Annotated in this window: 19 protein-coding genes and 1 pseudogene; 9 read left to right on the forward strand and 11 right to left on the reverse strand. The window is 67.9% G+C overall.

The genetic code is table 11. The features are described 5' to 3' along the window. Positions 1 to 35: 35 nt before the first annotated feature. Positions 36 to 1,160 carry a sensor histidine kinase gene (locus DP107_RS05950; RefSeq protein WP_144261221.1) on the forward strand — a complete coding sequence of 375 codons (1,125 nt, stop codon included), beginning with the start codon at positions 36 to 38 and terminating at the stop codon, positions 1,158 to 1,160. Positions 1,161 to 1,184: 24 nt separating this feature from the next. Then, positions 1,185 to 2,798, forward strand: coding sequence for a bacterio-opsin activator domain-containing protein (locus DP107_RS05955; RefSeq protein ID WP_144261222.1), 1,614 nt, complete (start codon positions 1,185 to 1,187; stop codon positions 2,796 to 2,798). 3 nt (positions 2,799 to 2,801) lie between these two features. On the opposite strand, the gene DP107_RS05960 is transcribed toward DP107_RS05955, so the two are convergent. Continuing rightward, positions 2,802 to 3,383, reverse strand: coding sequence for a response regulator transcription factor (locus DP107_RS05960; RefSeq protein WP_144261223.1), 582 nt, complete (start codon positions 3,381 to 3,383; stop codon positions 2,802 to 2,804). 446 nt (positions 3,384 to 3,829) lie between these two features. Between DP107_RS05960 and DP107_RS05965 the strand changes: the two genes are divergently transcribed. The 3 genes from DP107_RS05965 (at position 3,830) to DP107_RS05975 (ending at position 5,159) form a co-directional block, all read left to right on the forward strand. Beyond that, on the forward strand, positions 3,830 to 4,027 hold the full coding sequence (locus tag DP107_RS05965) for a hypothetical protein (protein WP_144261224.1): 198 nt from the start codon (positions 3,830 to 3,832) through the stop codon (positions 4,025 to 4,027). Positions 4,028 to 4,103: 76 nt separating this feature from the next. Further along, entirely contained in the window at positions 4,104 to 4,820 is a 717-nt protein-coding gene (locus tag DP107_RS05970) for a DUF5518 domain-containing protein (protein WP_144261225.1), read from the forward strand. Between the two features lie 144 nt (positions 4,821 to 4,964). Then, complete coding sequence (locus DP107_RS05975; RefSeq protein WP_144261226.1) at positions 4,965 to 5,159, forward strand: hypothetical protein; 195 nt, start codon at positions 4,965 to 4,967, stop codon at positions 5,157 to 5,159. A 414-nt stretch (positions 5,160 to 5,573) separates the two neighbouring features. On the opposite strand, the gene DP107_RS05980 is transcribed toward DP107_RS05975, so the two are convergent. The 3 genes from DP107_RS05980 to DP107_RS05990 all read right to left on the reverse strand — a co-directional run bounded on the left by DP107_RS05980 (position 5,574) and on the right by DP107_RS05990 (position 8,751). After that, entirely contained in the window at positions 5,574 to 7,409 is a 1,836-nt protein-coding gene (locus DP107_RS05980) for an ABC transporter ATP-binding protein (RefSeq protein ID WP_238330785.1), read from the reverse strand. A 307-nt stretch (positions 7,410 to 7,716) separates the two neighbouring features. Continuing rightward, on the reverse strand, positions 7,717 to 8,070 hold the full coding sequence (locus tag DP107_RS05985) for a DUF7113 family protein (RefSeq protein ID WP_144261228.1): 354 nt from the start codon (positions 8,068 to 8,070) through the stop codon (positions 7,717 to 7,719). A 192-nt stretch (positions 8,071 to 8,262) separates the two neighbouring features. Further along, entirely contained in the window at positions 8,263 to 8,751 is a 489-nt protein-coding gene (locus DP107_RS05990; RefSeq protein ID WP_238330786.1) for a hypothetical protein, read from the reverse strand. Positions 8,752 to 8,977: 226 nt separating this feature from the next. On the opposite strand from DP107_RS05990, the pseudogene DP107_RS05995 reads away from it, so the two are divergent. After that, positions 8,978 to 9,238 (forward strand): annotated as a pseudogene (locus tag DP107_RS05995) (zinc ribbon domain-containing protein); the annotation flags it as partial. A 269-nt stretch (positions 9,239 to 9,507) separates the two neighbouring features. Here the strand turns inward: DP107_RS05995 and DP107_RS06000 are convergent. Next, complete coding sequence (locus tag DP107_RS06000) at positions 9,508 to 11,013, reverse strand: MATE family efflux transporter (RefSeq protein ID WP_202877348.1); 1,506 nt, start codon at positions 11,011 to 11,013, stop codon at positions 9,508 to 9,510. Between the two features lie 665 nt (positions 11,014 to 11,678). Between DP107_RS06000 and DP107_RS06005 the strand changes: the two genes are divergently transcribed. Both DP107_RS06005 and DP107_RS06010 read left to right on the forward strand, forming a co-directional pair. After that, entirely contained in the window at positions 11,679 to 12,656 is a 978-nt protein-coding gene (locus DP107_RS06005; protein WP_144261231.1) for an ornithine cyclodeaminase family protein, read from the forward strand. 171 nt (positions 12,657 to 12,827) lie between these two features. After that, complete coding sequence (locus DP107_RS06010) at positions 12,828 to 13,820, forward strand: Cdc6/Cdc18 family protein (RefSeq protein ID WP_144261232.1); 993 nt, start codon at positions 12,828 to 12,830, stop codon at positions 13,818 to 13,820. A gap of 741 nt (positions 13,821 to 14,561) precedes the next feature. On the opposite strand, the gene DP107_RS06015 is transcribed toward DP107_RS06010, so the two are convergent. From DP107_RS06015 to DP107_RS06025, 3 genes are all read right to left on the reverse strand, one after another. After that, a complete protein-coding gene (locus DP107_RS06015; protein ID WP_144261233.1) occupies positions 14,562 to 15,050 on the reverse strand; it encodes a dihydrofolate reductase in 489 nt (162 codons plus the stop codon). After that, positions 15,047 to 15,382 (reverse strand): Rieske 2Fe-2S domain-containing protein, encoded by a 336-nt coding sequence (locus tag DP107_RS06020; protein WP_144261234.1) that lies wholly within the window; start codon positions 15,380 to 15,382, stop codon positions 15,047 to 15,049. The genes DP107_RS06015 and DP107_RS06020 overlap by 4 nt, the downstream gene beginning before the upstream one ends. A gap of 646 nt (positions 15,383 to 16,028) precedes the next feature. Continuing rightward, entirely contained in the window at positions 16,029 to 18,908 is a 2,880-nt protein-coding gene (locus tag DP107_RS06025) for a PAS domain S-box protein (protein ID WP_144261235.1), read from the reverse strand. Positions 18,909 to 19,006: 98 nt separating this feature from the next. Here DP107_RS06025 and DP107_RS06030 point away from each other — a divergent pair, with 98 nt between their 5' ends. Further along, the gene (locus DP107_RS06030) at positions 19,007 to 19,771 is read left to right on the forward strand and encodes a DUF2270 domain-containing protein (RefSeq protein WP_238330787.1); all 765 of its coding nucleotides are present in this window, start codon (positions 19,007 to 19,009) and stop codon (positions 19,769 to 19,771) included. 71 nt (positions 19,772 to 19,842) lie between these two features. On the opposite strand, the gene DP107_RS06035 is transcribed toward DP107_RS06030, so the two are convergent. The 3 genes from DP107_RS06035 to DP107_RS06045 form a co-directional block, all read right to left on the reverse strand. Beyond that, a complete protein-coding gene (locus tag DP107_RS06035) occupies positions 19,843 to 20,790 on the reverse strand; it encodes an isocitrate lyase/PEP mutase family protein (RefSeq protein ID WP_144261236.1) in 948 nt (315 codons plus the stop codon). 420 nt (positions 20,791 to 21,210) lie between these two features. After that, on the reverse strand, positions 21,211 to 23,088 hold the full coding sequence (locus tag DP107_RS06040; protein ID WP_144261237.1) for a sensor histidine kinase: 1,878 nt from the start codon (positions 23,086 to 23,088) through the stop codon (positions 21,211 to 21,213). 163 nt (positions 23,089 to 23,251) lie between these two features. Next, a complete protein-coding gene (locus DP107_RS06045; RefSeq protein WP_144261238.1) occupies positions 23,252 to 23,935 on the reverse strand; it encodes an isochorismatase family protein in 684 nt (227 codons plus the stop codon). Positions 23,936 to 23,998 lie beyond the last annotated feature (63 nt).

Consider the following 23,998-nt stretch of genomic DNA (forward strand, 5'->3'; position numbering starts at 1 on the left):
ATACCGCGCTCGCGGTCGACAGATCGGTGGCCGTTATGAGTGACGAGCGCGAGGCCCGACACGGAGACGCGCGGACGACGGTCCCGATCGGTGCGTTCCCGGACCCGATCCTGGGGTACGAACGCCGGGCGGGGTCACTAGTCATCGTGGACCGAAACCCTCCCTTCGAACGGGTGTTCGAGTCGGTCCCGGCCGGGGCAACGGTCAGCGAGTGGGCAACGACCGCGACCGGTGCCGACGACCAGTCGGTCGCGGAACTCCACACGGCCCTCGCCGACGGGCGTCGAGTCGACACGGTACTCGGTAACGGTGGACGCGCGGACTCCGGGGCGGCGTACCGACTCCGCACGCTCGCGGATACCGGCGAGAGCGAAGACGTCGACGGGCTCCTGCTAGTGACCGACGCGGGGACGACACGCTCCGCGGAGGTCGAAGTCGACCGCATCGCGAGCGTCATCAGCCACGACCTCCGGAACCCGCTCGAGGTCGCGAACATCCACCTCCGCGCCGCCCGCGAAAGCGGCGAGACGGAGCACTTCGACCAGGTCAGGCAGTCACACGACCGGATGGAACGGATCATCCGGGACGTGCTCACGCTCGCCCGCGGCGCACACGTCCTCGACGTCACCGCCGACATCGACATCGGGGACGTGGCCAGGGACGCGTGGGCGACGGTCGAGACCGAGTCGGCGTCGCTGACGGTCGCTGCGGACCTCCCCGCGACCGACGCCGACCCGGACCGGTTACAGCGCCTGTTCGAGAACCTCTTCCGCAACGCCGTCGAACACGGCTCGACGAGCCCCCCGTCACGGGCACCGGAGGACGCCGTCGAGCGCGGCTCCACGGGCAGTCGCCCCGGGGTCGACGACGCCGTCGAGACCGGACAGGAGGTGACACCACCCGAGGACGGCGTCGGGGTCCGGGTGGGACGGGTGGAGGATGGGTTCTTCGTGGCCGACGACGGCGTCGGGATTCCGCCGGCCGAGCGCGAGCGCGTGTTCGACCCGGGGTACTCCACGAACGAGACGGGCGACGGCACCGGTCTCGGCCTGACCATCGTCGAACGGATCGCCGAAGCACACGACTGGACGGTCTCGCTCGCCACCGGGTCGGCCGGCGGCGCGAGGTTCGAGTTCCGTCCGGCGTCCACCACCGACTGAGCTGCGAGCGACAGACGGATCACAATGACACTCGACGACGAGGTACGAGCGGCTCCGAGCGGCGTTATCGAAACCAGTGCGGACGGTCGCGTCCTCGACGTCGACGAGACCGCGGCAGCGACGCTCGGATCGACCGCCGAGGCACTGTGCGGGACGGACATTCGCGACGCGTTCCCACGATCGGCGGCCGGCACGCTCCGCGACGCGTTCGACGGGGGGGCGGTGACCGACCGCTCGTTCGAGGAGTACTACCCGCGGGTCGACCGCTGGCTGGCCGTCGACGTCCACGTCGGCGAAACGGTCCTCGTGTACGTCCGTGACCGCACGGACGGGATCGCGGAGGGGGAGCGGGCCGACCGGCTGGAGCGGCGACTCGGACGCGTCCGGGAGATCAACAGCGTCGTCGCGACCGTGCTACGGCGCGTCGTCGATGCGTCGGACCGGAGCTCCGTCGGCGAGACGGTCTGTGAGCGACTGGGCGGAACGGACCTCTACCGGCTCGCATGGGTCGGCGAACGCGACCTCCCGGACGAGGAGCTCAGGGAGCTGGCCGCCGCGGGGGACGCACTCGACCTCCGGACGCGGATCGGTGAGGCGCTCGGCGACGGCGAGACGCTCCCCGAACGAGCGGCGCTGGAAACCAGGGAGGCGCAACTCGTCGGTGCCATCGCCGACGAGGAGTCGATCCCGCGGGGCGTCCGGCGGGCGGCGTTCGGCCACGGCGTCCGGTCGTGTTATGCCGTCCCGCTGGCGTATCGGGGGACCACGTACGGCGTGGTGTCGGTGTACTCGGGCCGGGAGGACGGGTTCAGCGAACAGGAGCGGGCAGTGCTCGAAACGCTCGCACACGTCGGGGGGTTCGCCATCCGGGCGCTCCGACAGGAGGACCTGCTGGTCGCCGACACCGTCACCGAGGTGACCATCGATGTCGCCGACGAGGCACTCCCGCTCACCCGGGCCGCCCGGGAGGCCGACTGTCGACTCTCGCTCGACGGGGCGGTCCCCCACGGTGACGGGGCGGTCGTCTGCTATCTGAGTGTCGACGGGACCGGCGGGGGTTCCGAGGCGGCGGCCGACGGAACCGAGGGCACGGACGACGGTTCGCGGGCGAGGCTTCGAAGGACGCTGGCCGACGACGAGGCCGTCACCGACGTGCGATGGATCCGGGAGGGCGAGGACCCGCAGTTACAGGCCACGCTCGTCGGTGAGACGCCCGCCACCACGCTCGCGGCGTGGGGTGCAAGCGTCGCGGCCGGCGAGTTCACCGCGGAGTCGGCACGCCTCGTCGCCGAGGCACCGCCGGACGCGGAGGTGCGACGGATCGTCGAGGCCGTCGACCAGACGGCCGCGGAGACGGACCTCGTGGCCAGGACGGAGACGGCCCGCGCCGGCGAGAGCGCCGAGGCGTTCCGAAACGAACTCGACGAGCGCCTGACCGACAGACAGCGAACGGTGCTGCGGACCGCGTATCTGTCCGACTACTTCGACTCGCCACGCGGGAGCACGTCCGACGAGGTGGCTGAAACGCTCGATATCGCCGGGTCGACGCTGCTGTATCACCTCCGTCGGGCACAGCAGGAACTGATCGGGGCGTACCTCGAACCCGACGACGGACCGCCCCGCCGCCTGGACCCTTAGCGCTCAGTACCCGCCCCGGTCGATCCCGTCGAACGAGGACAGCATCTCCTCCGCCTCGGGCAGCAGCGAGCGGATCCGCTCTCTGAGCGCCGAGCGTTTCGCCTTCAGGTCAGCGAGCTCGCCGTCGCCCGTGTCCCCCTCCGCGGCCCGTGCTGCGACGACGGCCCGCGTCGACTCCAGACGGAAGTACTCACCCAGCAGTTCGTACGCGAGCACCTGGCACTGCTGGTCGACGACCGCGAGCAGGTCCGCACGCTCGACCGGCTTCGACAGGTAGTCGTCGAACGGCATATCTATGACCTCCAGACCGGGGTCGACTGCCGTCACCATGACGACTCGCGAATCGAGGTCGCGCTCTCGAATGCGAGTCAGGACCTCGTCACCGGACATCGCGGGCATATGTCTGTCGAGCAGTACGATGTCCGGCTCGATCCCCTCGTCCACGGCCTCGAGGGCCGCCCCGCCGCTGTAGGCGACGGTCACGTCGGCGATGCCGTCGAGTCGGAGCGCGTAGGCGTCGGCGACCTCCTTCTCGTCATCGACCATCAGGACCGTCGGTTCCGCCGCGCGCATCCCATCGCTCATTCGTGCTCCCGATAGGACCTGCGGCCACTAATACCCCGGTCGAAACCCGGGTCGTCGGCCGACGACGGCGACGGCGTGTGTCCCTCGGCTCGCGAGCCCCAGCGCAGCGACGGTTGCCGCCGTCGACGCGCTCCTCGTCCCCGACATCATCGCCGGTGTCGGCCGGCTCGTGTCCCCGTGGTCGTCGACCGATACTGCCGACGAAGCGGCTGTCGAGGGGCTCGGCCCCTGACCGGCCGAACAGGAGACAGCGTGACGTGGCACCGACGTCCGACGTTCACCCGGACGACCGGGGCTGTCCGCTGACCCCCGCTACTCGGGGACGGGACCTGACGGCCGCCGGTCCGTGGTTTCGATCCGCTGGAGACGGACAGTAGCGTGCGTTCTCCGTCTCTGCAACACTGCACTCCCGACTTTACCACTCCCACACGGGAACCTAACTACCGATGTCCCCGCTCGTCGAACGTCTGTACGTGGCGTCGTTGGTAACGGCCGACCTGACGCTCGGTACATTACTGTACCTCCTCGGCAGTCCCGTGTTCGCGGGGGTGCTGTGTGCGCTCGGTCTGGTCGTCGCTATCGGTCGGGTTGGGTCCCTGTATGCCGGGTCCAGTCGGTCCGTGACCGACCTCGTGGTCGACTGACCGAGCCGTTTCGACCCGTCTCCGGCTCAGAAACGGTGCCGGGCAACACACCTTGCCCCGTGCCTTTGCTCCGATCATGACGGATACCGGCGCCACGCGTGACACCGCCCGCCACGACACGGACGGGCCAGCAGAGGGACGGGACCCCGTTCCCGGAGCAGTCGACTGGCTACTGGGGACCGTAGCCGCCGCGGTCGGCCTCGTGCTGACCGCAGTCGGCATCGGGCTGTACGCCAGGGTCGACCGGGAACTGATAGCGGAGTTCGTCACCGCCGAGAGCACGGAGCCGAACGGACTCACGACCGCCGAGACGATCACCGCCGGGGTGCCGTTCGTCGACTGGCTCTCGGCCGGCCTCGCCGTGACCGGGGTCGGACTGGTCGTCGCTGCCCTGTGGTTCGTTCGTGCACGCCGACGAACCCGGCACCGGGTCACCAACGAGGGCGGTACGACCGCCACGTTCTGGGCCAGTGCCGTCTACGGTGCCGCCGTAACCGCAGTCGTGTCGTTCGTCCCCGGAGCGGGGGTCATCGGCGGCGGCCTTGCGGCGCGTCTCCGGGAGAGCAGGTCCGGCGCGCGGGTCGGGGCCGCTGCCGGACTGGTCGGCTGGGTGCTGACCGTTCCACTGCTGGCGTCTCTCGCGATCGGGCTGCTCGCCGGAGCCAGTGCGGTCGACATGCTCGCGGGCGGGGTCGCTCTCGCCGGCATCACCGTCGGCAGCGAGTTGGTCGCCCTCGCGTTCAATGTCGGGGCCGGTGCCCTCGGCGGGTACGTGGTCGACCGATTCGTCTGACCGCGTGGCACAGGCTCCGTCGGTCCGGACCGGAACCGCGACAGCCCCGCTGCCGGCCGTGCCGATACCCAGTGTCGGTCCGGTCGGGGTTCGGGAACACTAGAACGGGTCCTCTCCGGTGTCGGGGGCCACCGTTCGAACGCCATGCGAAACGACCCACGATACGCGTACCGCACGCACGACCCGCACGAGAACTACACGCTCGAGGGCCTACTGGCGTACGCCGCCGTCGTCCCGGCGCTCGTGGTGCTGCTGGCTGCTCCCGTACTGGTGCTGACGATGGTGGTCGGCTTCATCACTGCCTGCGGCGTGTCCCGACTCCGCGACGGGGTCCGGTAGGCGGGGCACACGCTATCGCGTCACTGGACGCGCCGTTCGGACAGCGGGCAACCGTGCCCATCGCCCGGCGGGTGCTCGGGGGTGCCGCCGGGATTCGAGGGCTCGGAGGGGCCTCCGCGGCAGGGAGACACGGTTCGGACTGAACTGTCAGCTGATACTCGTTGAACCCCCTCCGGTGGCGCTATGATCCAGCGGTCATGCTGCATGGAGAGCGTGTGGTCGGCATATCGGAGGCGCAACGGCCCGCGTCCGGCGATCGCCGTATAGGCCACTCACAGGTCGTTCCCGCTCGCCCGAGTGCGCCGCTCCGAGCGCCACGAGTTGGCATGGTTTCGGATCACCGTACGTGACACCGAGGGGTGGCATATCCGCCGGCCGCAGCGGTCGTCCTCGATGCGCAGGTGGTCGTCCTGGTCAGGCCAGTCCGACGTGCCTGCTCCACAGCTCCTGATACAACCCGTTCCGCTCGAGGAGGTCCTCGTGGGTTCCCCGCTCGACGATCCGGCCGTCGTCGAACACCAGGATCTTGTCCGCGCGCCTGACCGTCGACAGCCGGTGTGCGATGGCGATGGTCGTCCGGTCCGCGGTCGCGCTCTCGATGGACGCCTGGATTCGGCTCTCGGTTATGTTGTCGACGTGGCTCGTCGCCTCGTCCAGGATCAGTATCGACGGGTCCGAGACGACCGCCCTGGCGATCGCGATCCGCTGTTCCTCGCCACCGGAGACACGGCTCTCCGACTCGCCGAGCCGTGTCTCCAGCCCGGCAGCCATCCGTTCGATCGTGTCGGACAGGACCGCATCCGTCACTGCCCTCTCCAGCTCTCGCTCGTTCGCACTGGGGTTCCCGTAGAGGATGTTCTCGGCGACGGTCGCGTCGAAGATGTACGGTTGCTGCGCCACGTAGCCGGTCCGTCGTCGCAGCGTCTTGGGGTCGGTATCCGAGATATCGCGCCCGTCGACCAGTATCCGGCCGTCATCGGGGTCCAGAAACCGCAGCAGCAGCCGAACGAAGGTCGTCTTCCCGGACCCGGATGGACCGACCACGCCGACGGTCTGCCCGGCTTCGATCTCGCAACTGACCGGGCCGAGCACGAACGGCTCCGCCGTCTCGGTTCCCGCGTCGCCGTCGTCACTCCCGACCTCCGCTAACGGGTCAGCGTCCGAGAATCCGTATTCGAACACCACGTCATCGAATTCGATGGTGCCGTCGACGCGACCGAGCGCCGTCTCCGATGTCCTGCGGTCCCGTTCCTCGGCCTCGAGTATCGCGTAAACCCGGTCCGAGGACGCCTTCGCGTCCTTGTACTTGTCCACGTATCGCCGGACGCTGGTCGCCGGCTGGACGAGAAGCGTGGAGTTGGTGAAGAACACGGCCAGTTCGCCCGCGCTGAGGGGCTCGGTAAAGAACAGCGGCGGTCCGTTCACTACCCAGAGCGAGCCGATACAGACGACGACGAACCCGGTGAGACGCGAGGTGAGGCTAAATATCTGCCCGTACGAGAGCCGCGTTTTCGCCAGTTCCAGCCGGTCCGATTTGTACTGCTCCGACGACCCGTCGACCCGGTCCGTCTCCCGGTCCTCCGCGACGTACGAACGGACGGTCAGGACGCCCCTGATACTCGACGAGAGCTGACTGGTCAGCCTCGCGGACGACTCCCGGACCTCCGTGTACAGCGGCTCCACCGCGGCACTGAATCTGAAGGTGAACCACGCGATGAACGGCAACGGGGCCAGTATCAGCAGCGAGAACTGCCAGTTGAGGGTGAACAGCACGACCCCGATCGTCGCCAAGTTGACCACGTCGTTGGAAACCCCGGAGAGGACGGTCCGTGGGAGGTCACCGACCTCCTCGACGTCGGATTCGACGATGCTGAGATACTCGCCCGACGACCGCTGGATGAACCGCTTCGGATGGAGTCCCTGTACGGAGGCGTAACAGTCCACCCTGATGCTCTTCTGGAACAGCTGCTTGAACACGTTCCAGAGATACCGGGAGGCGAACCGGAAGGCCGCGACGGCGAACACCGAGCCGAACAGCAGCGCGCTCACCTCGAGGATCCTGTCCTGCGGGTTCGCCGAGAACAGGCGGTCGGCGAACGGGAACTGCGACTGGGTCACCGTCGGGTCGAGCAGTTCGATGACGAGCCCGAAGGCGACCTGTGGAACCTGTGTCAGCGCGGTCCCGACGGCGCCGAACGCGATGGCCAACGCCACGTACCGGGAGTGTTCACGTCCGTGATCGCGGTACATCGAATACACCGATGACTCGGCGACACGGCGGGAGATGGCCGAGCGCATCATCGGAGCAGTCTCACCGGGACCCCCCACCGGCGGTCTGGGCGCGCGCCGCTGCCCCGCGCGACTCCTCCCATCACGACGCCGGTCCGGTTCACGAGCGAGAGGAAGGCCCGCGGCACGGTCGCCAGTTGCCGGGCCGCGCCCGACGACCGACGAGGGGCGCAGGTGTGGGCCGGGGGCCGCCGACTCGACTGCTGGGTCGCACGCATAGCTGACCGTGTCTGCTGGCCCGGTAGCCAGCGTGGGCGCCGCACGACGGCTACACCCCGTCCCGGACCCGTTCGGTCTCCTCGGGGGTGTCCAGATAGAACTCCGGCTCGCTGTCGATTCTGACGCGGGCGAACTGGTCGCTGATGTGGGACTTGGCGGCCGCTACAGCCCGGTCGCGCCGTTCGAACCCCCGTACCGTCGGCCGCTCGAACGCGACCTGGATCGTCCCACGGTCCGTCTCCAGCTCCTGGCCGCCCGACTCCACCTCGTAGAACGCGTCGCAGACCCACGCGTACGGAGCGTGTACGCTCGGCGCGCCCTCGTACGATGGTGGCGTCTCACCCTGTTCGTAGAGTGTGCCAGTCGTTCCGGTTCCGCAAGCGAGTCCGCAGATGAACAGCACAGCTACTGTTCGGTCCCGTGCCGTATAAGCGCCACTCTCGCAGGACCAATATATCGAGGCGCGCCAGAGGGGTCCTGGATGTACTTCCCCCGGGAGCACTCCCCCGAGTATGCCGTGTCAAACCTGCTTAGGAGACGATCCTCCGCTGTCGTGGGTCCCCCTGCCCAGGACATCGCCTCACTACCGACGTGATCAGATCGACGGCACGGCCGGAGTCACCGAGCAGGGCTCCGCGCTACGATTCGTTCGCTGATTCGAGTACTTCTGCACCTCTCGGGCGGACGTACCGATACCGGCGGCCCCCCATTCGAACTCCCGGCTGACTGCAGTCGCAGCCGTCACCAGTGGTAGCATTAGCACGCCAGCGGAGGCGAACAGGAAGTTCGCGCGCCCGAAGCCCAACCAGGCGTATGTGACCGCGACCCCGACTGTGAGCGAGAGGACCGTCCAGACCGGGAACAGAACATCCCCAACGGTGAGTACGCCGCTGAGTTTCAGCCACGGCGACCAACCGGAGTTCACTGCGGCGATCCGGCCGAGCCGAAGCGCTCGGTGTCGGACCTCGTCGAACGTACCGGGAACCTCGACGTGTACTATCATCGACTGGACAGCGTGAACCTCCGACAGCCGCCGCGTGAGGAGGTAATCATCGCTCAGCACGGTCCGGAGTTCAGCGACCAACTCCGACGGCGGGACGGTCAGCTCCGATCGAGTGAAGGTCACGCCACCGCCCCGGGCGATATCAGCGGCGCCGCCGACCTGCAGATAGATCAAGCAGGTGAACAGCGCCCCATACCATGGTTCGAGTAGCCGCCACCACCCGCGCCCGGTGGAGAACGGAACCGCCGTCGCCGGTCCGTGGGCTTCACCGGCTGTGACCAGTCGGTCGAGCCAGTCCGCGTCCCGGTCGAAGTCGTGTTCGGCGTGCGGTCACTCCGATGACAACCAGCGTGTTGAACGTGGCCTGTACGTGTGTGAGAAGTGCGATACGGTGGCGAACGCGGACGTGAACGGCGCGGAGAACATTCGGCAAAAGGTACTCCCGAGCCTCGCCACGGATGGCGGTGATAGGGATAACGGCTGGTTAGCACAGCCAGCGGTTCACCTGTTCGACCGTAGTGAGGGCGTCTTCGCCCCACGAGAACAGGTTGCTAACCGCGAACCGTAATACCCCAAACGCGGTCATGAATCCTCGCCGTTCAGGGCGGGGAGGACGTCAACGGTAGGGGATGACCCGCACGCTCTCGACGCCGGCCGCGGACGCTCACTCGGTGCCCTTCCCGCACCCGTGGTCGGGGCGTTCCACAGCGACCACGCCCTCGTTTCAGAGAGCATCCGCCGTGTGCGAGATCCCGTGGCCCAGCCGCCGGTCGGGCTGTTCCGCCGCCGACCCGAGCAGAACCGCCTCATCATCGAGGCGGTCCGCCGACCCGGCGATCAGGCCTCGCTCGTTGTGGACCCCGGCTCGGTCTCGCCGGTGACCTCTCCCTGTGTGGCGTCTCCACCGGACTGGTCGGCGTCCGAGGCGTCGCTGAGGTCCACCCCACGCCAGTTCCCGAGTTCGAACCAGCCGGCGGCCACGGTGGCCGCGACGATGCCGGACACCGCGAACGCGAACCAGATCCCGACTGGAGTGCGGGTCCCGAAGAACCAGATGTCGACCGGGATGACGCCCTGCGAGGCGACGTAGGCGATCGGTAAGCGGATGAACCCGAACAGCAGGACCGCGATGGCGGCGGCTGTCAGCGTCTTGCCGGCGCCACGGAAGCCACCGCTGTACGCTCGCAACACGCCGACGAAGCCGAACGTGGGCGCGATCCATCGGAGGAAGGTCGCTCCCTCCGCGACGACGGCCGGCGAGTCATCGAACAGGCGGATGATCTCGGGGGCGAACACGAAGGTCAGGACGCCAAGCGCCGACAGGATGAGAAAGGACGTCTTGGCGGCGAACCGGTTGGTGGCGACGACGCGGTCCTTCCGGCCGGCGCCGATGTTCTGCCCCGTCATCGTCTCGACGCCGCGGTCGATCGCGATAGCGGGCATGAAGATCATCGAGAAGACGCGGATGCCGACGCCGAACGCGGCGACGACTGAGGTCGAGAACAACGTGACGATGACCAGTACGGCGTTGACGGAGATGGCTCGACCGGTGTTCTCGACGGAGGCGGGCACCCCGAGCCGGAGCAACTTCCGGACGTAGCCGAGATCGGGGATCATCTCTCGGGGGTTGATCCGGATCCCATGAGAGCCCCGCAGCATGAGCCAGAGTCCGACGACCATCGCCGATCCCCGCGACAGGACGGTAGCGATCGCCGCCCCCTGGACGCCCAACTCGGGGAGCGGCCCGACGCCGAAGATGAGCAGCGGGTCGATGGCGATGTTGAACACCACCGTCCCGAGCATGACGAACATCGGCGTGATGGTGTCGCCGGCCCCTCGCATGAGCGCAATGAAGACGGTGAAACCGAACAGGAACGGGAGACCGAGACTGATGACCTGCATGTACTCGATGGCCGACCCCAGAACGGCAGGTTCAGCGCCGAACACCTGCAGCAGGTCGGCCACGGCCACGAACCCGAGCAGTCCGAACCCTATACCGGCCAACAGCGTCAGGCTGACCGTCTGGGAGGCGGCGTACTCGGCGGCCGCCGCGTCGTCGGCGCCGGTGTGCTGTGCCACGAGGACGCTGCCGGCGATCGTCAGTCCTAATCCGAGCGAGATGAACAGATAGACCAGCGGGAACCCGAGGCTGATCGCCGCCAGCGCGTCCGTACTGTACCGCCCGAGCCAGAACGTATCGGCCAGGTTGTAACTGACCTGCAGCAGATTGGTGATGACGATCGGCAGCGAGAGGAAGAACAGCGACTTCGGAATCGACCCGTCAGTCAGGTCCAGTTCCGACTGTCCCTTGAACAGGCCACCGAGACGGCTCCTGAGACTCAAACGTCTCCCTCGCGACACATCGCCCGAACGCGACACGACGACACGCTGCTACCGCTGTCGAAGAACGATCGACGTCCCACTCTCACTTATTATGGTAAATGGCCGGACGTACTTGACCCCTTCTCTACCCACACGCAACCATCCGAGAAACGGCCGAGTGGCCGCCTCGTGAGGTCTTGGCACCGGACGGCCGCACCGTATCGGGATTACCGGCTCCGTACGGGTGTCACCGACGGTGAGACGGAGGCATCTACCGGCGGACCGGTACACGAGCCGGGCGGGAGGCGAGACGCGTATGCAGCACGGTGAGGGCGGACCCGGGGGCCGAGTCGACCGGGCGTCCCGCCTCGTCTACCGTGTGCGTATCACCGTTGCTGACGGCCGGCGAGTGGACGAACACCGTCTCGAACGTCTCGTCGGGACCGTCGGGATCGCGTGGATAGTGGGGGACCCCTGGCGGGGTGAACACGAGGTGCCCGGGTGAGACGGCCCACCGGGCGTCCGTGCGTGTAGCGACCGATTCCAGCTTCCCGAGGGAGCTGCCTGTGCTCTCTCCTGCTCTGCCGGCGGACTCCGACCTCGCGTTCACGAAGCCCCGCTATGATCCGCGATCACATCGCGCTGCATGCCCGGTGTATTAACGGTCCCCCGCGCGGGGGTCCGGTATGTGTGTTCGCGTCATTCCGGGCGACACCGTGGCCGATCTGCTGGCCCTCGATGATCTCCTCGGGGTCGTGGCGTCGGCGTTCCGCAGCCAGGGGCGTGGCGCGGTCGAGCGGCCCGACCGCCCACATTACCCCCTCGGTGCGGGGCTCGAGGAGGACCCCCATGCGGGGGGAACCGGGCTGGCGATGCCCGCCTACATCCATGGCAACCGGTTCACCGTCACGAAACTCGTGACCGTCCACGAGGACAACCCCGAGCGGGGGCTACCGACCGTTCAGGCACAACTCCTCCTGCAGGAGGCCGCGACCGGCACGCCGGCTGCCCTGATGGCCGGCGAGGCGGTCACCAATGCTAGGACCGGCTGCATCGGGGGCCTCGCCGCCCAGCACCTCGCCCACGGGCCGGTCACGCTGGGGCTCATCGGCGCCGGGACGCAGGCCCGCTGGCAGGCCCGCGCCATCGCGGCGGCGACCGACATCGACACCGTTCGGGTGTACTCGCCCAGTAACTCCCGGGCAGCCTGCGCAAGTGACCTCCGTGATGCGGGGCTGGACGCCCGGGCGGTCGACTCGGCTCGTGTGGCGGTCGCGGACGCCGACGTCGTCGTCACCGCGACGACGGCCCGCGAGCCGGTGTTCCCGGCCGACGCGCTCGCGGCGGGCGCCGTCGTGGTCGCCGTCGGGGCCTACACGCCGGAGATGCAGGAGCTCCCCCCGGAGGTCTTCGAGCGGGCGACGCGGGCGTTCGCGGACGTACCGACGGAGGTTGCCGGGACGGGTGACGCACTGGCCGCAGGACTCGATGTCGACTGCTTCCAGCCGCTGTCGGCGGTTCTGGAGGGGGATACCGGTCGCAAAGGGCCGGAGGACGTCATCGTCGTCTGCTCGGTCGGGACGGCCGTACTCGATGCGGCGACAGCCGAACACCTCTTCGAACGCGCCGAAGCACGAGCCGTCGGAACCGTTGTGGACCTGTAGGGGCGAGTCCGGGAGGAGACGGCGCGTGGACCCGACTGTGGGAGCAACGGTTCCTCCCGGGCGTACAGAACGAGTCGACCGCCCCGGCCTCGGGTCCGCTCACCCTCCCTTTCGGAACTATGGAGAACGCCCCCGTTCCGTCTATGTGACCCCGGCCGGAGGGAAACGCCAATGATCGGCGACGCTCGGGTCCTCCAGCCGGCATTCGTCCCTCGGGAGGTCGAGCATCGCGACGGCGAAGTCGACGCCCTGACGAACGCACTCGACCCGATTACACGGGGCGAGACGGCCTCCCTGTTCGGTCCATCCGGAACGGGGAAGACCTGTATCGCACAGTACACCGTCGAACGGCTCCGCGAGCAGGTCCTCGACACCGAGTACCAGTACGCCAACTACTGGCGCGACTACACCCGTCACCGGGCGCTCTACCGCGTGCTCGAAGCTATCGAGGGGACGCTGGATATCCATCGCCAACCGACGCCGGCCGACGAACTCTCCGAACGCCTCCGCTCGTACGACGGAACCCCGCACGTCGTCGTGCTCGACGAGGTCGACCAGCTCCGGGATACGAGCGTCCTCTACGACCTCTACAGCACGCACGACTGCACGATGGTCCTCATCGCCAATCGCCAGGCAGCAGTGTTCGACGACCTCGATGACCGGCTCAGTTCGCGCCTCCACAGCGCCCGCCGTGTTCGGTTCGATCGGTACAGTCGCGACGAACTCGTGGCCATCCTCGAGGCCCGGGTCAAGTGGGGCCTGACGAGTGCTGTCGACCGGACGTATCTCGAACACATCGCGGACGCTGCCGCCGGAGACGCCCGTATCGCTACTGGCATCCTCCGCAATGCTGCGCGCGATGCGGAGCGGGCGGGGCGGGAGGAGTTCACCACCGGCTCAGTCGAGGGAGCTATCGCCGAAGCCCGACAGCAGGTCCGCCGGACGAGCCTGGAGACGCTCACCCGACGCCAGCGCGTCCCCTACGACGTCATCGACGAGTACGGCGAGATCGACCCCGGGGAGCTGTACGGGCAGTATCAGGAGCGTGTCAGCGACCCCAAGACCAAGCGGACGGTCCGCAACCACCTCCAGAAGATGGTCCGCTGCGACCTTGCCGTCGCCGACGGCGAGAAACGCGCCCGGACGTACCGCATTCGGAACTGATTCGCAAAGTCCCACAACGCCGGGCGATAGCCGCTCAGCCGACCGGGATGTCCAGCTGCCGGTCGTTTCGGGAGTAACGAAAGCCGCGCTCACGAGACTAACCGTCCGGTTCGCCTTCGATAGTGTATGGCAACAGCGAATCGGGATACGGTCCCCTCACTGCCGGCGCTCGAGCCGGGCATCACCCGAATCGGACCCGGTGAGCGTGCGACCGGAGCACTTGCCTCGCTCGCTCTCGACCACGCCATGGTCGACGGCAGCCCGGTCCGGTGGGTCGATAGTAACGGACACACACGAACGGGTTGCCTCGCGTTCGAGGTGGGGAAACCACGCCCTTCGATGAGGCGTTCTATCGGGAGCGGCTGTTCCGTGCGGCTGAGACCGTCCTCTCGCCACTGGGCTGGCGACGGTCCGCGGTCCGGTCGTACTGTGACGACAGCGAGGCCGTGACAGTTCAGGCATCCACCTGAGAGGACCGGCCCGTGTCGGGGCCGCTACAGCTGATACTACCTTCACCCCAGTATCCGTCCGAGAACGGCCCTTCGGGTAGCTCCCCCGCCCATCCACCAGCGGAGCCACCAGCGTTGATAGCTATGCCAGCTCCCGTGGTCCGTCCGGGCGGGTCCCGCGTGTCGTCCCGACCCGGGTCTTCATGAGGCCGAGCAACGCAGCCCGGCTGTCCGCCGGGGCCGCCGCGACGACCGCGGGCCGGCCGGCGGTGTCCATCGCGTCGGTGGCTGCTCAGTCGGACCCCCGGACCCACTCCTCGAGGGTGAACGCGTCGTACTCGGCACTGTGGACCAGGGCCCAGTCCGCCGCGTCCCATTCGGGGAAGGCCGTGTCGCCATCGTACTCGCCCGGCACTCGGCTGAGGACCATCCGGTCGACGGTGGGCTGGAACAGGTCGTAGATGTCCGCCCCACCGATGACGTAGGCGCGGTCCGCCCCGAGCGACTCGGCGATGTCGAGGGCGTCGTCGACACCGCCAGCGTGGTATGCCGAGTCGCCCCCGAACTCGGACTCGGAGCGACTCAGGACGATCTGTGCGCTCCCGGGGAGATCATCGCGCATCGAGTCGAACGTCCGCCGACCGAGGATCACGGGATGGCTGGCGATCCGCTCGCGGTACTGTCGCTTGTCGGCCGGGATGCTGGGCCACGGGAGTTCCCCGTCCCGGCCGATGACGCCGTTCTCCGCGACCGCGGCGACCGCGACCAGTTCCGTCGTCATGGCTCCGGCCCTCCGTCGTGTCGGTCCCCGCGCCCGTCGACCCACGCCCTGAACGTTCCCAGGACCTCCGAGTCGTCGGACCCGCCGATCCCGGTATCGACCCGGTACTCCCACCCGCGGACGCCGCAGATGCGGTCGTCACCCATGAGCTGCCCGACGCCGAGGTGTCCGCCACGATGGGGGCAGCGACCGGACGAGACCGGCACCTCGTCATCGCGGACGCCGACGAGGTCGATGTCTGCCGTGTGAGCGTGCACGGGTTCGCGGCCGAGGCGGTCGGCCCGGGTCGCGACCTGCTGTGGGTCGCCCGCGTCGGGGGCTGTCGTCGTCACCGCTGCACCCCCGGGAGCGCGCCCCACGGGCTGCCTCGGTCACTCGTCCGTCCGCACTCCGGATATCGCGCCGCTTGACGGAGGTAGACCACGTCCTTCCGGATAGCGTGTCTCGTGGATATAACGGTGACGCCGTCCGGCGCCGCTCGTGCGGCTGGTACCCGAACGGTCGCAGTAGAACGACCGAGTCGGGACCGGCGCCGTACATCGGCCCTCGGTGCGGTCCTCACCGTCCTGCTGCCCGACTCGCCGCCGCGACTGCTCGGCGATGTACTGCGACCCGTCGTTCCGAAATCCCTTCTCCGGCCGGTGGCCCCCGTGGACACGGACGTCAGTCCCTCCACCGAGAACGTCTCGGGTGTGCTCGTGAACGCCCGCTCGGTAGTCGTCGCGGCGCTGCCCGGTCCACTCGAAGCAGTACAGGGCCTGACAGTTCACCCGCTACTCGGAAACGATTCGGGACAGCGACGGGCGCGTAGTCGCGCAGCGTTGCCATTCGGTGGGTTCCGGACGACATTACGTACCGACGGGTGGGGTTCCCCGTGACACGGGGGAGTACGGATACGAGATGCCCGCACCGTACCGCCCGAACCCGTTAGGAACCCACCGGGAACCCATCGGAGGCGGCGTGCTGGGTGTCGGATGGCTATCCGGCGACCGTCCCGAGACCGGTGATCTCGAACCGTGCCCCGCCGCCGGTCGCTTCAGTCACGCGGATGTCCCAGCCGTGTGCCTCGACGACCCGCTCGACGATGCTCAGTCCGAAACCAGTGCCACCTGTTCTGCTCGAGTAGCCAGCATCGAACACGTCGGTACGCTCGTCCTCCGGGATGCCCGGCCCGTCGTCCTCGACGTAGAAGCCGCCGTCCAGCCCGCCAACCGTGATAGCAACCTCACCACCGCCGTGTTCCACCGCGTTTCGGATCAGGTTCTCACAGAGCTGTGCGAGCCGACTGCGGTTCGCCTCGACCGTTCGATCGAGGCTGATCTCGACGGCCGCCTCGTCCGTCTCGACGTTTTGCCAGCAGTCCCCCAGTAACCCGGCGAGATCGACCGACTCCGTCTCAGTGACTGGCTCCCCGTGGCGTGCCAGTGCCAGGAGGTCATCGATCAGTGTATCCATCCGGTCGAGTGCCCCCGCGACGTCCTCGACATAGTCGCTCTCACACTCCTCCCGGATCAGCTCCAGGCGACCGTCGGCTACCCGCAGCGGGTTCCGCAGGTCGTGGCTGACCACCCTGGCGAACTCCTCTAGCCTCCGATTCTGCCGCTCCAGCCTCCGTTCGCGGCGCTTGGAGTCCGTGATATCACGGGCCGTCCCGACGATGTGTGTCACCTCGTCACCGGTGATGACTGGGGTGAGAATCGTCCGATAGATGGTGCCGTTCTCCGGACGGGACACCTCGACCGTATACGTGATCGAGTCGCGTGTGTCGACACATTCCCTGTACCGGTCGCGAACCTCCTGACCATCGGCATCCCCGAACAGGTCAGTCGGCGTCTGGCCCGTGACCGGGTCGTCTGACGGGAGTCCAATGTTCCGCCTGTAGTAGTCGTTCGCATGGCGTAGTTCGAACGCGTCGTCCGTCACGTCGAAGACGAACTGACACTCCTCCGCGTGATCGAACAGCGTTTCGGCCAGTTCGCGCTCCTGCTCGTGCTCTCTGCGTTCGGTGACATCCCGCGTCGCCCCGACTAGCTGGACGACCCGGTCGTCCTCGATGACCGGTGCGAGCCGAGTGTGCCAGGACCGCACCTCGCCATCGACGGTCAGCGTCTCGTCGTACTCGATCAGTTCCCGCCGGTCGAGACACTCCTGATACCGGGCTTCGACATCGGCACCCTCCCGCTCGCCGAGGATCTCGCGCGGTGTCCGCCCACGCAGGTCCGCGGTCGAAAGCCCCGTCATCTCCTCGTAGGCGCGGTTGACCTGCTGGACGCGGCAGGTCCGCTCGTCTCCGATATCGATGAGGAAGAGCGCGTCCTGTGTGTGGTCGAAGATCGTTTCAGCGCGCCTGTGTCTGAGGACCTGCTCTCTGCGGTCGGTCACGTCCTGCACGATGCCATCGAGGCGGTGGTCGCCGTGCTCCTCGACCAGGCTGAGCGTCGTGCGCACCCACCGGCTCTCGCCGGTCACCGTCTCGACTCGGAGTAGCTCATCCTCGACAGTTCCCTCCCTCCGGAGCTGATCGAGCAGTCGCTGTCGGTCCTCCTCGTCGGCGTACAGCGATCGTGCACCGACATCACGAATCCGGTCCCGGGATTCGGCGTCGTATATCTCCACCAACGTCCCGTTCATGCTGAGTATGTCTCCGTCGGTGGTCGTCCGAAAGACGCCGACCGGGAGGTGCTCGACGAGGCGCTCGTAACGTTCCAGTTCACGCTGGCGCTGCTTGCGGTCGGTGATGTCGCGTGCGACGGTGACGAACCGCTCCTCCCCTTCGAGGCCGAGTCGCCGAACGTGGACCTCGACCGGGAACGTGGACCCGTCCTGGCGCCGGTACTGTCCCTCGAGGCGACGGCGCTCCCCGAGCTCCATCCCATCCCAGAGGTCGTACGCCTCGTCGGGCGCTATCGCCCGGTCCAGCTCCCAGACCTTCATCTCGGCGAGCTCCGAGGCGTCGTAGCCCGTCCGTTCACACAGACGAGGGTTCGGCAGGACGATATTGCCGTCCGTGTCGTGGATGTTGATCATGTCAGGGGAGTTCTCGAACAGTGCCTCCAACCTGGCGCGTGACTGGTGGAGTTCCCTCTGACGCTCCTTTCGAGCGGAGATATCCCGCACGGTGCAGACGAGTTCGCCCGTCTCGGTCCGGACGAGGGAGTGGTCCACATCGACGGTCGTCCCGTCGGACCGGAGGCTGGTCGTCTCCCCGCGCCAGGACCCCGTTCGCTCGACCTCCGGAAGGATCTCGTCCCGGACCGTCGGAACGTCCTCGTCGCGATAGACCAGCTGCCAGTGGTCGCCGATGAGCGCCTCCGAATCGTACCCGTGGAGGTCGGCGAACGCCTCGTTGACGTAGAGGTAGTGGCCGTCCGAATCGAGGACGCTGATGCCGTCCTGGGCCGTCTCGATGGCTTCGAGATGCCGCTGCCGCTCGTGCTCGGCCCGTCTCCGGCTGACGGCGTTCTGGATACGGTTGGCGAGGACAGTGTACTGGTCGGTACCGGTCTCCTTCTGGAGGTAATCGGTCACGCCCGCGCTGATCGCCCTGCTGGCGACCGCTTCGGACCCCTTTCCGGCGAACAGGATGAACGGGAGGTTCGGACGTTCGTCGCGAACGGTTTCGAGGAACTCGATCCCGTCACGTCCGGGCATGTTGTAATCGGAGACCACGCAGTCGTACTCGTCGGTGGCGAGCCCCTCGAGTCCCTGCTTCGCGTTCCGCATCGTTTCGACCTCGAACCGCTCGTCCTCCCCCTGGAGAAAGGTCGCAGCCATCTCCGCGAAATCCGGCTCGTCATCGACGTGGAGCACGCGGATCGATTCGTCCCTCGTCTGTATGGTCCCCCCTGTCGTTCCCATCTCTGGACCCCACATGCGTTCCGATGACATATAATAACGAGCACGACACGTCCTCCGAGTCGGTCCACCCCACTCGTCGTGACCGACTCGCGCTCCGTATGCAGCAGCCACTGACGGACGCGACTGCTCGCTGTCAGTTCGGCCGTGCCGGATGTGGCGGCCCCGTTCTCCACGCCCCGCGTGCGCCCACGGCTTCGGCCCACGGTTCGATGGGTCCCCGCCGGTATCCGGACGGCCCCGATACGGGGCTGGACGCCGTCAGCGACGGGAACGGGGCGCCGGGCGGATCGACGCGACTACGACGGCTCGACCGGACGACCAACTGGGCCGTTATCGTCCTCGCAGCGGTCCTGACGTGGGCGTTCTCCGGCGAGGGGAACCCACACTACCTGCTGCTGATCGGTAATCTCGTGCTGGCGACGTTCCTGACCATCGAGGCCCGCCGATACCGGGCCTACGACATCTGGCGGTCCCGGGTTCGGACGCTGCAGGCGGCGGTCTGGGCGGCCGGGCTCGATGGCTCCGAGCCGACGGACCCGGAGTGGCGGCGCCGGCTGGCCGACGACTACCGGACACCGGCGGTGAAGATCACGATGGAAGAGGCGGTTGCCCACCGGCTCCGCCGTATCTATCTCCCGCTACTCGTGATACTGAACGCGGCGTGGGTCGTCCGCGTGACCGCGTTCGGCGGTGCACGGTGGCCCCGGAGTGCGTCTATCGGGATGCTGTCCGGAGTGACGGTGACGGCCGCGGTCGGCGTCGCACTCCTCGCTGCGATCGCACTTGCGTTCCGTCCCCGGACCTGGCACGTCCATGCGGAACTACGAACGGAGGAACTCCGGAACGACGGCTCGACCGAGTAACGGATACGGGCCTTGTGCCGTACGTTCCTCGGACGTTCGGAGAGCGGACTCGGTGGGCGGAGGTCGGGCCCCTACTCGTCGCTGACCTCGTCGCCGAGGGACCCCTCGTACTTCTCCCGGTCACCCCCCGGCAGATACCGTTCCTCCCACTCGACTACCTCCGGGAAGCCCGAGAACTCGTGGAGACTCCCGACCGGGGTGGCGTCGAAATCGGCGTCGACCGCCCGCATCGCGGTGGCCGGGTCCTCGGCGAACGTCTCCATCGCCGCGTGGACGTTCGAGATCGTCGCGAGCGTCGAGAGGACCGGGAAGAGCACGACGTCGAACCCCCAGCGCTCGAGATCGTCGGGGTCCAGATACGGGGACGTCCCCAGGTCGCCGACGAAGTTGTAGAGCGCCGGGCCCTCGACCTCGCGGCCGACGCGACGGACCTCCCCGGCGTCGGTCGGTCCCTCGACGAACCCGACGTCCGCCCCGACGTCGAGATACGCGTTGACCCGGTCGATGGCCTCGCCGAGCGAGCCGCCGCCGGTCCCGCGGGCGTCGCTCCGCGCGATGATGACGAACGACTCGTCGCGTTCATCACGGACGTCCGCCGCCGCCCGGATCTTCCCGACCGCCTCCTCCTCCGGGATGACCTGCCGGCCCTTCGTGTGCCCGCACCGCTTCGGGAACGTCTGGTCCTCCAAGTGGATGGCGCCCGCGCCGGCCCGGACGTACTCACGGACGGTCCGAACCACGTTCGTGGCGTTGCCGTACCCGTTGTCCGAATCGGCGATCAGCGGGACGCTGATGCGCTCCTGGATGTTGGCGGCGTTCTCGATCATCTCGGGCATCGTGATGAACCCCGCGTCCGGGTAGCCGACCTTCGAGAGCGAGGTGCCGTAGCCGGTCATGTAGATCGCGTCGAAGCCGACGTGGTCGGCGACCGCGGCGGTGAGCGGGTCGTGCACTCCCGGACAGACGAGCAGGTCGTCGTCCCGGAGCCGTGCACGGAGCTGCGAACCGGAGGTGGTCATGGTAGGAGCAACGTCGCCGACGCTAAACAGATACCGGTCAGTCCGGCGCTGTCGAGGGTCTCGAACGGTGAAACCCGACCCGTGCCGGATACGGAGGACGTGTGCAGCGGATCCCGGAGCTAAACCACCCGTTCCGTGCGGGACCCGCCCGGCGCGGCGAACTGTCCTCAGGCGGACGGGTCGGTTCGGATCGGCAGAACGGGACGACCGGACCGGGGTCCACGACGGATTCAGCGTGCCTCCACACTCCGTGCTGACTGTGCGCCTGGCATTCCGGGGCGACTCGGCGAACGACCTGATGGTCCCACTACTACCGATTCAGTGGACGATACCCCACCGGAGACGGGTCTCGCTTGTGTCAGGGCCGGGGAGCGCTGTTGTCGACCGGTGAGACCGACTGGCCGCGTCAACGGCGGACCCCTACTCCGGTCCGCTGCTGGTGTCCGGGCGCCCCACGCCCGTCAGTTCGAACCGCGCGCCACCCTCGGCGGATCCCGTGACCGCGATCTCCCACCCGTGGGCCTCCGCGACCGCCCTGGCGATACTCAGCCCGAACCCAGTTCCGTCCTCCCGTGTCGAGTGACCCCAGCCGAACACCGCGTCGCGCTCGTCGGCTGGAATCCCCGGGCCATCGTCCTCGATGAAGAACCCATCCGGCAGGTCACCGATGCGGACCTCGACGCCGTCCCCGCCGTGTTCGACGGCGTTCCGGAGCAGGTTCTCCAGAAGCTGTCGCAACCGGGACCGATCCGCCACGAACTGCCGGTCGCTGTCGACGGTCAGGGTCGCCTCTCCGGAGGCCACCTGCGCCCAACACGCCGTCGCCACCCGGTCGAGCGCGACCGGCTCCCTCCCGTCGAGTTCCGTCCCCATCCGCGCCAGCGTGAGCAGGTCATCGATCAGCTGCGACATGCGCGTGACCGCCTGCTCGCACGCCGCCAGGTGCTCGGCGTCACCTGTCCGTCTCGCCAGCTCCAGCCGCCCCTCGAGCACGTTCAGCGGGTTCCGCAGGTCGTGGCTCACCACTGAGGCGAACTGCTCCAACCGCTCGTTCTGTGCGGCGAGTCGCTGCGTCGTCGACTGCCGACTCAACTCGTAACTCGCCCACTGGGCGAGCAGATCGACGAACGTGACCTCCCACTCGGAGAACTGCCCCTCGCGTGGTTCCGTGCCGTAGAAGCAGAACGTCCCGTACACCTCCCCGTCGACCATGACCGGGGCGCCGAGATAACAGCTGATACCCCACTCCGTGTAGCCGACCCGGTCGGTCTCGTCCGGGATGTCCCTGGCGACGTTCCCCGCGACCAGGGTCTCCCTGTCCGTGGCGACGAGTTCGCAGTTCGTCGCCTCGACCGGCACGATATCGCCCGCCGTGATGTCACCGGTCTCGGCATCCACCGCCTCGAAGACGTAGTCGTCACCGTCGATATGCGAGAGGGTGCCGAACGCCGTTCCGAGCTCCGCCCGCCCGAGTGCGAGGAGTGCCTCGACCTGCTCGGTGAACGACCGTTCCCGGTCGGCGATGATCGCATGCATCTCGCGGAGTACCTGTTCCCGGCGTTCCAGCGCGTCCTCCTTGCGGCGGCGGTCGGTCACGTCGCGAACGTAGATCGAGAGGCCGTCCTCCGAGGGAAACGCGCGAACGGAGAACCAGCTATCCAGCGGCTCGTAGTACTCCTCGAGGGTGACCGGCTCCTGTGTGTCAACCGCCTCGTGGTACTTCTCGTAGAAGGTCGTCCCGACGGCCTCGGGGATCTCGTCCCACAGGTGGAGGCCCTCGACCGTCGTCGTCTCGGCATCCCGGCCCATCGTATGGGCGAGGATGTCCCGGCCGGTCTCGTTCGCGTACGTCACCGTCCAGTCCGTGTCGAGTGTAAAGAACCCGTCGGTCATCCGGTCGAGGACGTCCCGGTGGTCACGATCCACAGCCCCGCGTTCGGAGACGTCCTCGACCGTCACGACGTGATAGCCCGTCCCGTCGATAGTTCGCCGCGTCGTGCCCGTCACAACGGGTACGCGGTAGCTGTTGTATGCGTGGACGGTCCTGACCTCGCGTGTCTCGCCCTCATCGAACGACGCCCAGTACGCGTCGAACCTGTCAGGGGCGATCTCCGCGGCGACCTCCCAGACCGGCACCCCAACCAACTCGGAGGGGGAGACCGAGAACAACGCGGTGTAAGCGCTGTTGACGTAGACGTACCGACCGTCTCCGTCGTACACCCCGATTCCGATCCCGACCGACTCGACCACGCTCTGGAGGAGTCCGGACGGCGGGTCTGCGGGTGTGCGTGAGTTCATTATCGCCAACTACGGAGCCAACGGAAGTAGGTGTTTAGGTGTTCTGGACGCCGCTCCGGAGCCCCCATCCCGACCGGCTCGCGCCCCGTATTCGGCACCCTGCCGGAGGACTGTCATCGGCTGAAGCTCCCGACAGAGCGGTGGTCCCGGCGGAGACGCGGAGTCACCCGTCGCAATCCGCTTCCGGATCCGAATCTGCCCCCGCGTCGGCGGGCGTCCCGCTCCCGACCTCGGCGAGCACGTCGTCGGTTTCGACGACGTCGCCGTACTTCGCGTCGATATCGAAGAGGTTGGCGCGGTGGGGCCCTTCGGCCCGGTCGCCGACGGCGTCGGCGGGGACGACGGTTCGGTAGCCGTGCTGGAGGCTGTCGACGGCGGTCGCACGGACGCACCCGCTGGTCGTGACGCCCGCCAGCACCAGCGTATCGACGCGGTGTGTCGTCAGCTCCGTCTCGAGGTCGGTCCCGAAGAACGCACTGGCGTACTTCTTGAGGATGACCCGCTCGTCACCGACGGGCGCGACCCGGTCATCCACCTCGACGGCGTCGCTCCCGAGCCGGAGCTCCCGGAGCGCGGGGACCTTCTCGATGAAGCGGCCGGCGTCGCCGTAGGACTCCTCGAACGCGACCGTCGTGAAGTATCGGGGGAGACCCGCTTCGCGGAACGCTTCGAGCAGGTCGGCCGTGCGGTCGAGGACGCCACTCACGTCCGTGCCGAGGTCGGTCGCCGGGTCGGTGAACGCGTTGATGAGATCGATGACCAGCAGCGCGGGCTTCGCCCCGAGGCCGACGCTCCCGCCGAACGCACGGTCGCCGTAGTGGTCCTCGAGGTCGTCAGTCCACTCCATGGCTACCGCTCCGCAGCAACAGCGCAAAAAGCCGACGGGCCGCCGGGGCCGCCGGCGCGGGCC

The organism is Haloglomus irregulare (genome assembly GCF_007421925.1).
Taxonomy (GTDB): Archaea; Halobacteriota; Halobacteria; order Halobacteriales; family Haloarculaceae; genus Haloglomus; species Haloglomus irregulare.

Coding starts and splice junctions, on each gene's coding strand:
- DP107_RS05950 (WP_144261221.1), top strand. CDS start 36: ATGAGTGACGAGCGCGAGGCCCGACACGGAGACGCGCGGACGACGGTC.
- DP107_RS05955 (WP_144261222.1), top strand. CDS start 1,185: ATGACACTCGACGACGAGGTACGAGCGGCTCCGAGCGGCGTTATCGAA.
- DP107_RS05960 (WP_144261223.1), bottom strand. CDS start 3,383: ATGAGCGATGGGATGCGCGCGGCGGAACCGACGGTCCTGATGGTCGAT.
- DP107_RS05965 (WP_144261224.1), top strand. CDS start 3,830: ATGTCCCCGCTCGTCGAACGTCTGTACGTGGCGTCGTTGGTAACGGCC.
- DP107_RS05970 (WP_144261225.1), top strand. CDS start 4,104: ATGACGGATACCGGCGCCACGCGTGACACCGCCCGCCACGACACGGAC.
- DP107_RS05975 (WP_144261226.1), top strand. CDS start 4,965: ATGCGAAACGACCCACGATACGCGTACCGCACGCACGACCCGCACGAG.
- DP107_RS05980 (WP_238330785.1), bottom strand. CDS start 7,409: ATGTACCGCGATCACGGACGTGAACACTCCCGGTACGTGGCGTTGGCC.
- DP107_RS06005 (WP_144261231.1), top strand. CDS start 11,679: ATGTGTGTTCGCGTCATTCCGGGCGACACCGTGGCCGATCTGCTGGCC.
- DP107_RS06010 (WP_144261232.1), top strand. CDS start 12,828: ATGATCGGCGACGCTCGGGTCCTCCAGCCGGCATTCGTCCCTCGGGAG.
- DP107_RS06015 (WP_144261233.1), bottom strand. CDS start 15,050: ATGACGACGGAACTGGTCGCGGTCGCCGCGGTCGCGGAGAACGGCGTC.
- DP107_RS06025 (WP_144261235.1), bottom strand. CDS start 18,908: ATGGGAACGACAGGGGGGACCATACAGACGAGGGACGAATCGATCCGC.
- DP107_RS06030 (WP_238330787.1), top strand. CDS start 19,007: ATGCAGCAGCCACTGACGGACGCGACTGCTCGCTGTCAGTTCGGCCGT.
- DP107_RS06035 (WP_144261236.1), bottom strand. CDS start 20,790: ATGACCACCTCCGGTTCGCAGCTCCGTGCACGGCTCCGGGACGACGAC.
- DP107_RS06040 (WP_144261237.1), bottom strand. CDS start 23,088: ATGAACTCACGCACACCCGCAGACCCGCCGTCCGGACTCCTCCAGAGC.
- DP107_RS06045 (WP_144261238.1), bottom strand. CDS start 23,935: ATGGAGTGGACTGACGACCTCGAGGACCACTACGGCGACCGTGCGTTC.